Genomic DNA, 12,023 nt, shown 5'->3' with positions numbered 1-12,023 from the left:
GGGCTAAAATATATGTCGAATATGCTGGGGCAATTGATGAACTCTTTGTATTTTTATATGCAATAAAGATGCAGAATGATACGAAGGAAGCTGTATTTCTTGATACTTTGATTCATTATAACAGTCAAGAACTGAATGAATTTATAAATGCGACGGACTTTGCTTCGGGGCTTGTAAAATGCTTTGGCTTTTTGGAACCAATGAAATACAGCGAATTTAAGGGATTGTCAGAAGACAAGGTGGATATACTATATCGGGATACTGCCGCCAATATTGTCGCGTTAAGAAAGCAAAGAGAGACTGATAGGCTGCGGGTCATTTATAACAAACTGAAACACCCATTTTTGGTTAAGGGCACGCTTCCTCCTGAGCTTGGACGCCACGCGGAAAAGGTTGGAGTCTTATTGACACCCTCAGATCCGCAAGATATTGCTTCAGCCATTTCAATTCCTGTTGACAATTCGAATCTCAAATTAATCTTCAACAACATAGTGATGATTGGAGTTACAATTGAAAACTCTTTGATCATTACGCTGGACACATTTAAGTATCACTTATCGGGCAGGAATTGATGCAGCTTGTTCTTGCGACCAAAAACCAGGATAAAATCAGGGAGATAACGCATCTCCTTGAAGATCTTCCCATAACCATCCTGACCTTCAAGGATTTTCTTGATTTCCCCGAAGTAGAGGAAACCGGGGAGACTCTGGAAGAAAACGCCATTCTCAAGGCCAGTGGAATCGCCGAATTCACCGGGTTTCCGGCTCTGGCCGATGATTCCGGTCTGGAGGTAGCCTATCTCAACGGCGCCCCGGGTGTGTACTCCTCCCGCTATGCCGGTCCGGGATGCAGCTATGATGACAACAACCGCAAACTTCTGGGACAGTTGCACGGGATTCCTGATAATAAACGTGCGGCTCGATTCCGCACGGTCATCGCAATCGCCTGGAATGTCAAAGATGTCGAAACGGTGGAGGGGATTGTTGACGGCATTATCGCCCAAGAAAAAGCGGGAGCGGCCGGTTTTGGATATGACCCGGTTTTCTTCTATCCTCCGGCGGGGAAGACTTTCGCCCAAATAAGTCTGGAAGAGAAAAATAAGGTTTCGCATCGGGGACGGGCGCTTTTAGAGGCTCGGGAAGCCATAAAGGCGCGGTTGCGGCAGAAGGAATTCTGAGTTCCCCAATTTTCTTGACTTGGCCATAATCGGCCATATATTGGTTAACGGAAATATCGGGGTGTGGCGCAGCCCGGTTAGCGCACTTGCTTTGGGAGCAAGATGTCGGAGGTTCAAATCCTCTCACCCCGATTTATTGTGGTTAGGATCAGGCGCACAAAATGTACCCAATACTGAAACTCAAAGCGGGGAAAGAAGCCAATATCATTTTCCGTCATCCCTGGATATTCTCGGGCGCGCTGGCCGAAATCCCCGATGATATTGCGCATGGGAGTCTGGTCCATGTGGTCGACAGCGGCGAGGTAATAATCGCGACCGGTACTTATTCGGCCAAATCGATGATTGCGGTGCGGGTCTTTGAATTTGGCCGTGCGGTTATCGATAAGGATTGGTTTCGGGCGCGATTCACCGAAGCTGATGCACTGCGGACCATTCTGGGCTATGGTTCTTCCGGTTCGACCAGCGGCTACCGCCTCGTATTCGGCGAATCCGACCGCATTCCCGGTCTGATAGTTGACCGTTATGAAGACGTTTTTGTAATACAACTCGCCACCGCCGGTCTGGAACAATTGCGCGAAATGATTATTGAAGCGCTGGTCGATCTGTTTCGTCCCCGGAGTATTGTCGAGCGGAGCGACATTTCCGTGCGCAGGGAAGAGGGCCTGGAAGAAATAACGGCTCTTCGCTATGGTTCCGATCCCGGGCGGGTTGAATTTCGCGAAAACGGTCTCCGTTTTGTGGCCGATGTAAATTTTGGGCAGAAAACCGGGTTTTATCTTGATCAGAAGGAGCTCCGGAAGGAAATCCGGGAGCACGCTCAGGGTCGTGTCATATTGAATCTTTTTTCTTATACCGGGGCGGCATCAGCCGCCGCTCTGGCGGGTGGAGCCAAATCGGTTTTGAATATCGATAGTTCGGAACCGAGCCTGGAATTGTGTGGTGTACATGCCGAGATGAACGACATTCCGCCCGGGCTAAGCGCTACCGAATCAGGTGATGTCTTCGGCTGGTTGTCAACCAGGTACAATCCCGAATATGATATGGTAATGATGGATCCCCCGGCCCTGATAAAATCACAAGTTGACATCGATGTCGGACGGAAGGCTTATCACTTTCTCAACCGGGCGGCCATGAGGCTGATCAAAGATGGCGGCCTGCTGGTCACCTCGAGTTGCTCGGCGTTCTTCAGGGAGGAGGATTTTACCTATTCTCTGCGGCGAGCCTCGGTGCAGGCCGGAGTCCGGCTGGATTTATTGAAAATGGTGCGTCAGAGCCCCGACCATCCCATTTCGCTCTATTTCCCGGAATCGTATTACTTGAAATCATTTATCTGCCGGGTGCGGCGATAAGTGCAGAAAATGATATCTCCCTGCCTGCGGCACCGGGCTATATTTTTCAGCCCGGGTATTTGCCGGTGATATAATCCATGAGATATCGGTTCTCGATTTCCAGATTATTTACCTGGGTTTTCACAATATCGCCGATGGAGATAATTCCCACCATTTTTCTGCCATCCATGATCGGCAGATGACGAAATCGATTATTGGTCATCAGGGCCATGACCATATCGATTTCATCCTCCAGTACCCCAACCACCAGCCGGGTGGTCATCACTTCCCTGATTGTTTTTGACAGCGCCCCTTCGCCTTCTTTTGCCACCAGGCGCAGAATATCCCGTTCGGTGATGATTCCCGCCAGCATATCATCCTCGAGAACCGGCAGCGAACCGATACCTTTGCCGGTGATAACATCCAATGCTTCCCTGACCGTTCTGTTGGGCGCAATCGATTCGACTCGGGACCCTTTTGCTTTCAAGATTTCACTGACTCTCATCCTGCCTCCGTGACTCCGTTTCTGTATTTTTATGATATACGCTGCGGAGAAGGTATATTGGTAAAAATTGAATGGCCGGCGCTCTTCGGTTTCAGATACTTTCCGGGTCCCATGTTCCTATTCATTGACAAAATTACATTCGAATTTTAGAAGGGAAAAGAGCAGATCATCATGCAGAATTCCTTTGTAGAAATGGTGCTGGCGCAGAGTTCCATCGAGACGAAAATCGAGCGATTTCAGCAGCTTTACGGAAGGTTCGTTGAAAGATGCTGTCTGGGCATAAACCTTATTCAGGCCGAGGTAAATGAAAAGGTATCTTATCAGGAGCCGAAGCGCTTCCTTGGCGTATCCCTTACCTCTATCATCGGGGGCGATCAGATATGCCAGTTCGGCGGAGCGATTGAGCATATTCAGATTGAAATAGCGGAGTTTGCCGACCGGTCGGTTATTTTCTTTAAGGATTAAAATAAAATCGGCCGCGTTCGGATTTTTTTCCTTCTTTCGGACATTTTCACTCATATCCCGGGGCGTGGTCAGTATTGGCTGGTGGCAGGTCTGGGACTGAGGGTCGGAATGAAGAAACCATAAGTATGTGGTTTCAAAATCGTCGGCATCCATCACCTTCAAATAGAGGTCTTTGCCGATCATGGCCGGAATAGTCGGGTAAAGGCTGAAATCGTCTTTCTTAGTCATATAAGAGTCTTCTTATTTATGTTTCATGTCATTGTCTTCCGTGTTCGTTCAACCCGGGGAGTCTATCAGCAGACTATTAACCGCGACAGGGAAGTGATGTCAAGATAATTTTTAAGGGTTGAATGTTTTAGCCGGAGCATAAGAGTGAATTGATTTCTTTTCCTTGCCATAATGGCACAGATATGATAGTTTAGCGGCGAAATGAAAAGCCGGAAGCTAAAAGCATTTGCCATTTATCATCTGCCGGCCATACTGTATGCGACGCTGATTATCTCTCTTTCATCGATTTCTAATCTTCATCTGCCCCGTTTCAAGCATTTCGAGTTTGATAAGGTTGTTCATTTCATTGAATATGCCATATTCGCGGCTTTAGTTTTTCGTTCCTTCTCGCATCTATCTCCGCGATTTCGGCCGCGAACAGTGTTGCTGCTCTCGCTTTTTTTTATGATCGTCTTTGCTGCAGGAGACGAATCATTTCAGAGGCTGATCCCCGGCCGCCAGCCTGATACCATGGATTTTATATCTGATGTCCTGGGTGCGTTGATAATTCTCCTGTTTCTCTGGTGGCGGAAGAAAGGTCGGCCTGCGGACGCCGTGGCCAATCCGTAAAAATGTGCAATATTTTGCGTATCCTCTTATCTCTAATTAACTTGACAAAGCCTCACATTGTCTTATTTTATTGTTGCTGAGTTCTTTTTTATTTACTTGCGTAGGCGCAACATTTTTGGAATGCGCTGGTACCGACTTTGCTGAACAGAATGGATTAGTGGCTATAGATGTAGGCAGGTCTTTAGGTTGAGAGGACTTAATTTGCACGCATTTCTTTTTGTCACGTCTCATCTTTGTAATCAAAACCAATTTGGTATGGCTATATTTTTATTTTAGAAAGAAAATGATAGGTATAATCAAAACAAAAGAGGAGTTCAAAATGAAGCAGAGATGGTATTTGCTTGCCCTGTGTCTTCTTCTGATTCCGTTTGCACCGGCTTATGGTCAGTATGGGACACTGACTTTTCGCGCCGATGTCACGGGTGCAGGCACATGGAATGATCATGGCACAATTAAAATTCAGCCAAATGCCGCTTTAGATGTTAACATTTATAGTAATTATGCCGGGGGAACCAAGCCACGTATCACCTGGTCAAGCCCGTTCTTATTTAACGGCTCCGGCGGAGTGACCACGGTAACCTGGGGGGCACTGACAAACACGCCTCAAGCTCAATTCGTTGCTTTCTGGGATCTATTCAAAACCACCTACACCGAGAGCTGGGACGGTAATCTTACGAATGATATAGGTAACGGTAATCTGGGCGATCTTTTCAATTATACCGGCGTCGGATTCATGGGTGGTTATCCAGCCGGTCTGGGAGATGTGAAAATTCTCGTTTTTCCTGTGACGGTCAACGCCACCTCGGGAAGCTTCTGCATTCAGCAGGGTGATGCGGCCAATGAGACCTATGACTGGGTTTTCGATGAATCTGAACCGCCTTTCCCCTTTTTCCCGACCACCTGCTGGACGGTGCAGGATTCCGCCGCTCCGGTAAATCAGCCCCCGGTTGTTTCCGGTATTCCGGACCAGACCATATCCGAGGGTGGGACTTTCGCCGCTATAAATCTTGACAATTATGTCACCGATCCTGATAACGCCGATAACCAGATTACCTGGACTTACAGCGGCAACACGCAGTTGACGGTCAGTATTGTCAGCCGGGTGGCGACAATCACCACCCCCAATGCCGACTGGAATGGCGGCGAAACCATCACTTTCAGGGCGACCGACCCCGGCACTCTCTTCGCTTCTGATGCCGCAACTTTCACGGTGACGGCGGTCAATGACGCGCCGGTTGTTTCCGGTATTCCGGACCAGACCATTGCCGAGGGCGGAGCCTTCGCCACCATCAATCTCGATAATTATGTTGCCGATCCTGATAACGCCGATGACCAGATTACCTGGACTTATAGCGGCAAGACTGGGTTGATCGTGAGCATTGTGAACCGGGTGGCCACCATCACCGTACCCGGTCCCGAATGGAATGGCAGCGATACTATTACCTTTACAGCCCGCGATCCAGGGGGCCTGACCGGTTCTGATGTTGCAACTTTTACGGTGACGGCGGTTAATGATCCCCCGGTTGTCTCCGGTATACCGGACCAGACCATATCCCGGGGTGGCGCATTCACACCTATTGTTCTGGACAACTATGTAACTGATCCGGATAATACTAAGCCGGAGTTGACCTGGTCTTACAACGGCAACACGGTGCTGAATGTAAGTATTGTCAATCGGATAGCGACCATCACGACGTCCGATCCTTTGTGGGGCGGCAGTGAGACAATTACCTTCACGGCGACCGACCCCGGTGCTCTGTCCGATTCGGATGCCGCAATTTTCACGATTGTAGCGGTCAACCGCCCGCCGATACTTGATAAGATCGCCACCGGCCCGCAATTCGTGGATGAAGGATCGATTCTGATGTTGTATGCTCATGCGACCGACTCCGATGGAACGGTGCCTTCTCTGTACACTTCAGATCTACCGCCCAATGCGATCTTTGTTGATTCCGGCAATGGTTACGGCTGGTTCCGCTTTGCGCCCGACACAACTCAGGCCGGCGATTATCCGGTCTGGTTCTATGCTTCTGATGGACAGCTGAAAGATTCGGAACTGGTTCTGATTATTGTCAATAACGTAGTTATTGACAATCCCTGTCTGGCGGTGGAACCTGATAATCTGTTTTTCTCATTCAACAGGTGTGACACGATGCCGATCCGCGATACGCAATATATACATATCAGTAATTGCGGCATCGGCCAGTTGAATTGGGTGATCGATTCAACGCCTCCCAACTGGTTGTGGGTTGAACCGATTTCCGGTGTCGCCGGTGATTCGATTGGAGTCTGGCTCAACTATATGGTCGATTCACTGCGACCCAATGCTGGTGATTCCATCGTGCTTCAAGGCTCGTTCACGATAGTGGCTCCCGGGGCGGTAAACTCGCCGAAAATAATTGATGTGACGGCCATTATCAAGTGCCAGCCGAGTGAAACCACTCTCGTGGCGCTGCCCCCCAATTATGTTTTTCACATTTTGAGGGGAGATTCATTGCCCGATACGGCCCTTTATATTTTCGAGACGCACGGGATGAATATCCCGTTCTGGACTTATAATTTCCAGCCGTGGTTGTATCCCGATACGCCCAGCGTTTTGCCTCTGATCACCCCCAAGGCTGTGCCGCTCAAATTCCAGACCAACCTTCTGCACCTGGGTACCAACGCCGACAGCCTAATGATTTGCTATGGAATCGGCAAATGCATCAACGTTCCCATTGTCATATATGTGGACAGCGGCTGCACCTCCCGTGATCTTGTGACTATACCACAATCGTTCTCTTTCACTCTCCAGCAGGGGCAGGTGGACAATGGGGGACTCTATGTTTATGAGCGAATGGGTTGCATCGTGCCCTTTACTGCTGAGAACTTTGAGAACTGGCTTAAGATTATACCGCGCGATTCGGGTTTCTACGCCACACCATCGAATGTCTATTTTGAAGTAGACGCTCGTTCTCTGTTGCCTGGTTTCTATGGCGATACGATCCTTCTCAGAGATTACACTGGTGAATACATGCCTTTATTAAAGGGTATACCGGTCTATCTGACCGTTCTGGAACAGCAACCCTCAAGCGACTCGCTCTGGATTTCATCGGTTCCGGCGGTTCCGGGCAGTGAAATCGTGGTTCCGATTTATTTCAAGAATGATGAGATGCTTTCCAGCATCAATCTGCCGCTCAAATGGAGTTCTTCGGCTGTTCAGCTCGATTCCATCAGCTTTGGCGGTACACGGGTTGACTATGTTGATGTAAAGGCCGTGGCTTTCGACAACGTCATGCGCCAGGCCCATATCTTGATTATTCCGAGTTTCACACCGGAAATCCCGATCGGCCGCGGTATGTTGGCCAAGCTGCATTTCACGGTTCCCGATTCCACGCCGCCCGGATTTGTCATGATTGATACTGTAATTTCCATGACCCTGGGAAGCTTGCAGTTTGTCGATGACGCGCATAATGTGATCGTACCCACTTTCATACCCGGACATGTCATAATCGGTGATACTCCGGGATATATCTGCGGAAGAGTTGTCGATACGGCCGGCAATGAAATCCCCGGCGCCACAGTTGAACTCTGGGATAATTTCCCCGGCGGCGCCGTGATGGTTTCGCAGATGAGTGATATCAATGGCCAGTTTGCCTGTCATTCCAGCGGGGTATTCCCCTTTGATGCCTACGCCTATAAAGAGGGGTATTATCCCGGGCTGCTGAGCGATATTCCATTCGGTATGACCGGCTTTGACATCGTTCTCACGCCGGTTTCGCCGGTCAAGCCGACTCCCGAGTGGGTTGATTTCTACTGCGCCACCAACTTCTACTATGGCGTTCCTCTCCCGGCCGGATCGGTGGTTGATGCCTACGATCCGCAAGGTATTCATTGCGGGACATTTTATGTCACCACGCCGGGGAGTTACGGCCTGATGCCGGTCTATCGCGATGATCCGTTCACTATTGAAGACGAAGGCGCCGTTCCGGGTGACACGATCGAATTCTTTATTAACGGTTATCCCGCCACGGCCATAGGTGATAGAATCTGGACGGCCAAAGGAGACAATTTCCAGGTTTGTCTCGACGTATTCACCGTTGAGGATCGGATGATTGTTCTCAAGGAAGGCTGGAATCTGATTTCCTGGAATGTCGACACTCCGATAGACTCCATCCAGAAGATCCTATCCTCGGTGGCCGACTGCATTGATGTGGTGCTCGGTTTCGAACAGGGCGGTTTTACATATGATCCCAAATTGCCGCAGTTTTCAACATTATGGGAGACCGACCATTTCCATGGTTACTGGCTGCGAATGAATTGTGGAGATACATTGAAGGTTACCGGCGTGCCGGTGGCCGCGACGACTCCAATTGCGCTTGAGGGCGGCTGGAATCTGGTTTCCTATATGCCTGAAGTTGCGGATTCAACCCCGATGGCACTCAGTTCCATTCTCGACAATTTGATTGTCGCCCTCGGTTTTGAGGGAGTCGGACTTACTTATGACCCGAAGCTTCCCGACTATTCCACTCTGCTTATGATGCGTCCGGGATTCGGCTACTGGGTTAAAGTCAATACCGATGACATGCTCATTTACCCGGGTATGGGGCCCGAGATCATATTCCCGCAGGGTCTGGCCAAGCTTGACCGCGCGGCCGGTAATAATCGGGTTATGCCATCCAGAATCTGGATGGACCTCTACTCCTACCAGATGAAATTGGATGATAAGGTTGTCGCGACCGGCGCTGAAGTTACCGCGGTCGGCGTCGACGGCAGAGTCATTGGAGCAGGGACAGTGGCTGCTGACGGCAAGTTCGGGTTTGTCCCGGTCTATGGTGACGACCCGGCTACCACTGAACGCGAGGGGCTGGCCAAAGGTGAGAAATTCAGCCTCGTCGTTGACGGTGTTCCGACTGGTGAGACTTTCACCTGGTCCGACATGGGCGATCGGCTGGAAATCAAATCGCTGACCAGCAAGAGCGGCAGCACGGTTATCCCGACCGATTTCGGCCTGCTGCAGAACTATCCCAATCCGTTCAACCCGGCGACGACAATTTCGTTCACCGTGCCGACGGCAACTCATGCCACGCTTGAGATATATAATGTTCTCGGAAAGAAAGTGGCCACCGTTTTTGAAGGCATGGCTCAGTCCGGTCTGAATGAAGTGGTCTGGGACGGTCGGAATGAAAACGGCGATGCCGTTGCCTCCGGTATTTACTTCTACCGGTTGAAAGCGGCCGCTTTCGAGCAGACCCGCAAGATGGTGTTGATGAAGTAGTATAGTTGATTTTAAACCCCGATCCGGCCCACCCCTGGGCGGGCCGGTTTAGGAAGGTGAATTAAGTGCGTGATAAATTGCTGAAGATTCTGGCAGCCGGAGGATTGAGTCTGCTATTGATCTCTTCACTCTCGGGACAGGTAATCCCGACTGACGTCTGGGTTGATTTCTATGGTTCGGCGACGACATATAACGGAAATGCCGTACCGGTCGGTTCCATTGTGGATGCTTATGATCCCGATGGTGTCCATTGCGGCACCGATACGGTTACGGTCGCCGGCAAATATGGTTTCGTGCCGGTTTATGGCGATGATTCCCACACCGACGGCATTGATGAGGGGGCTCGACTGAGCGACCTTATTACTTTCAGCCTTAATGGCCGCCAGGCGGTGACTCATGGCCCTGATGCGGCTATCTGGGACGGCCTGGGCAGTCGGCATGAAGTCAATCTATCCGCCTCGGCAGTCATTTCCATCACGGGTGCGAATCCGCCGATCAGCCAGCATGCTTCTCCGGGCGATACCGTGCGCTATTTCATCACCGTCAGGAATACCGGTGAGGGAATTGATTTCTATAAAGTCTTTGCCGCATCTTCCAACGGCTGGATTATCCACCCGCAATTCGGTTTCTCCTATGCCTTGCCCGGTGGAACCGCCATGGTTTATTTCGATCTTTATGTCCCGACCCTTCTCTTCAATGATACCAGCGATCTTGTCTCTTACCGCGTCTGCTCCGGTATCGATACTACGGTCTGTTTTGAAGAAAGTGTCAGAACATATATCAGCACGACGGATATCCCCGGTGAGACCGGCCATCTGGTCCCCGGAGGATTTCAATTGTATCAGAATGCCCCCAATCCTTTCAACCCGACAACGACTATCGCTTTTGACCTTCCTTCCCGGGCCGGTGTTGAGATCAGTATTTATGATCTGCTGGGCAGAAAGGTTGATGAGTTTGATTTGGGCATGAAACCGGCGGGGCATCACACCTTCGAATACTCAGCCAATGCACTGGCCAGCGGCATTTATATGTATCGCCTCAAAGCCGGAGGGGCCTCGGATATCAGGAAAATGGTTCTTTTGAAATAGTTTCTCTGCCCCGAAAGTTAGCATTGTTTTAAGCCCCGTTTCGGCGGGGCTTAATTTTTTCCCCCGAGAAACAATGTGGGAAAATCGAAATTTTTTTCTTGTTACGCCTTACTCTTTTATTTATAATTTCGCCTTAAGTCAGGCCCGAGGAATCTCTGAAGTGGAGAAGCATTGAGTCTCAAAATTTCTTTTGCCGGGAAATCGGATCGCGGCCTTGTTCGAGAAGGGAATGAGGATTCTTTCCGCATTGATCCGGACAGTAATCTGGTCATGGTTTGTGATGGAATGGGTGGTCATCAGGCCGGAGAGGTTGCCTCAAAGGATGCCTGCGATATCATCAGCTATTGTTTTTCTTCACTGGCCGAAGATCTGATCAATGATTCCGTTCTGGCGGTGCCGGCCCATTTCCCCCGCGAGGGCGACCTGCTGGCAAAGGCTATCAGGATGGCCAATCGGAGCATTTATATCCGCTCTCGTTCGCGCAGCGATTTCACCGGGATGGGGACCACAATTGTCGTCGCCGTTCTGCACGGAAATCTCATCAATATCGCTCATGTTGGCGATTCTCGTATTTATCGTCTAACTGAGAGTGGCCTGGTGGCGCTCACCGCCGACCATTCCTGGGTCTCGGAACTGAAACGATCCGGGCAATTTTCCGATGAAGAGGCGGAGCGAATGGTTGGTAAGAATGTGATCACGCGCGCTCTGGGAGTCAACGAGAGAGTCGAAATAGACCTTCGCGCCGACAAGCTGCATCCGGGGGAAATCTATATACTCTGTACCGATGGTCTTTGCGGGTATGCCGATGATTATGAAATTTATATGGCCGCCAAGAATTGTCATGGCGATGTGAATCTGATTGTCGATAATCTGATCCAATTGGCCAACGATCACGGGGGACAGGATAATGTCACGGTTGCCGCAATAAAGATCGACGAAGTGGACGAAGACACGAACGTTGAAGAAATTAAACCGGTCACGCTTACGGTGGAAGGGGATGACGCCCTGCTGCGGGAGAACCAGATTATCGAGGCCATGGTCAAGAGCCGTGAGAAAACCGAACAGATCCTGATTGGCCGGGAAAAGCAGAAAAAAGGGGCGCCATTGGCATTAATATTCGCACTCTTTATCGTGATTGCCTCTCTGATTATTTATTTTGTTTCCAAGTGAAGGATGGCTCCGGAGGCTGTCGTTGCTTCGTCGCCGCCGCCGGCAGTTTTTTTATTCCACTGTTTTTGATTGACAACCGCTGATTCTTGGATATATTGCCGCTGGAAATTTATTGAATGCGCCCATAGCTCAATTGGATAGAGCGTCTGGCTACGGACCAGAAGGTTGGGGGTTCAAGTCCTCCTGGGCGTGTTTT

9 protein-coding genes and 2 tRNA genes are annotated in these 12,023 nt (G+C 50.1%); 9 read left to right on the top strand and 2 right to left on the bottom strand.

What is annotated here, in order from left to right; translation table 11 throughout:
* From NT002_08440 to NT002_08425, 4 genes are all read left to right on the top strand, one after another.
* Positions 1 to 572 (top strand): hypothetical protein (locus NT002_08440; protein ID MCX6829291.1); only part of this gene is annotated, 572 nt, incomplete at its 5' end.
* A complete protein-coding gene (locus NT002_08435; GenBank protein MCX6829290.1) occupies positions 569 to 1,177 on the top strand; it encodes an XTP/dITP diphosphatase in 609 nt (202 codons plus the stop codon). The genes NT002_08440 and NT002_08435, both read left to right, overlap by 4 nt.
* A 57-nt stretch (positions 1,178 to 1,234) precedes the next feature.
* Positions 1,235 to 1,309 (top strand) — tRNA-Pro (locus NT002_08430).
* Between the two features lie 29 nt (positions 1,310 to 1,338).
* The gene (locus tag NT002_08425; GenBank protein ID MCX6829289.1) at positions 1,339 to 2,526 is read left to right on the top strand and encodes a class I SAM-dependent rRNA methyltransferase; all 1,188 of its coding nucleotides are present in this window, start codon (positions 1,339 to 1,341) and stop codon (positions 2,524 to 2,526) included.
* Positions 2,527 to 2,572: 46 nt separating this feature from the next.
* Here NT002_08425 and NT002_08420 read toward each other — a convergent pair whose 3' ends face one another.
* Together NT002_08420 and NT002_08415 are read right to left on the bottom strand one after the other, a co-directional pair.
* The gene (locus NT002_08420; protein MCX6829288.1) at positions 2,573 to 3,010 is read right to left on the bottom strand and encodes a CBS domain-containing protein; all 438 of its coding nucleotides are present in this window, start codon (positions 3,008 to 3,010) and stop codon (positions 2,573 to 2,575) included.
* A gap of 117 nt (positions 3,011 to 3,127) precedes the next feature.
* The gene (locus tag NT002_08415) at positions 3,128 to 3,703 is read right to left on the bottom strand and encodes a GNAT family protein (protein ID MCX6829287.1); all 576 of its coding nucleotides are present in this window, start codon (positions 3,701 to 3,703) and stop codon (positions 3,128 to 3,130) included.
* A 201-nt stretch (positions 3,704 to 3,904) separates the two neighbouring features.
* Here NT002_08415 and NT002_08410 point away from each other — a divergent pair, with 201 nt between their 5' ends.
* From NT002_08410 to NT002_08390, 5 genes are all read left to right on the top strand, one after another.
* Positions 3,905 to 4,312, top strand: a complete 408-nt coding sequence (locus NT002_08410) for a VanZ family protein (protein MCX6829286.1) — start codon at positions 3,905 to 3,907, stop codon at positions 4,310 to 4,312.
* A gap of 319 nt (positions 4,313 to 4,631) precedes the next feature.
* Positions 4,632 to 9,569, top strand: coding sequence for an Ig-like domain-containing protein (locus NT002_08405; protein ID MCX6829285.1), 4,938 nt, complete (start codon positions 4,632 to 4,634; stop codon positions 9,567 to 9,569).
* A 65-nt stretch (positions 9,570 to 9,634) separates the two neighbouring features.
* Positions 9,635 to 10,657: a T9SS type A sorting domain-containing protein gene (locus tag NT002_08400; protein ID MCX6829284.1), complete on the top strand. Its 1,023-nt coding sequence runs from the start codon at positions 9,635 to 9,637 to the stop codon at positions 10,655 to 10,657.
* Positions 10,658 to 10,828: 171 nt separating this feature from the next.
* Complete coding sequence (locus tag NT002_08395; GenBank protein ID MCX6829283.1) at positions 10,829 to 11,827, top strand: protein phosphatase 2C domain-containing protein; 999 nt, start codon at positions 10,829 to 10,831, stop codon at positions 11,825 to 11,827.
* A gap of 118 nt (positions 11,828 to 11,945) precedes the next feature.
* Positions 11,946 to 12,019: transfer RNA gene (locus NT002_08390), tRNA-Arg, on the top strand.
* Positions 12,020 to 12,023 lie beyond the last annotated feature (4 nt).

The organism is Candidatus Zixiibacteriota bacterium (assembly GCA_026397505.1).
In the GTDB taxonomy this organism is placed as follows: domain Bacteria; phylum Zixibacteria; class MSB-5A5; order GN15; family PGXB01; genus JAPLUR01.
Note: the sequence above shows the minus strand (reverse complement) of the source record. Positions and strands in the feature narration are given on the sequence as shown.

What these genes read in the sequence shown, in the direction of transcription:
- NT002_08420 (MCX6829288.1), bottom strand. Translation starts at nt 3,010, where the DNA reads ATGAGAGTCAGTGAAATCTTGAAAGCAAAAGGGTCCCGAGTCGAATCG.
- NT002_08405 (MCX6829285.1), top strand. Translation starts at nt 4,632, where the DNA reads ATGAAGCAGAGATGGTATTTGCTTGCCCTGTGTCTTCTTCTGATTCCG.
- NT002_08425 (MCX6829289.1), top strand. Translation starts at nt 1,339, where the DNA reads ATGTACCCAATACTGAAACTCAAAGCGGGGAAAGAAGCCAATATCATT.
- NT002_08410 (MCX6829286.1), top strand. Translation starts at nt 3,905, where the DNA reads ATGAAAAGCCGGAAGCTAAAAGCATTTGCCATTTATCATCTGCCGGCC.
- NT002_08415 (MCX6829287.1), bottom strand. Translation starts at nt 3,703, where the DNA reads ATGACTAAGAAAGACGATTTCAGCCTTTACCCGACTATTCCGGCCATG.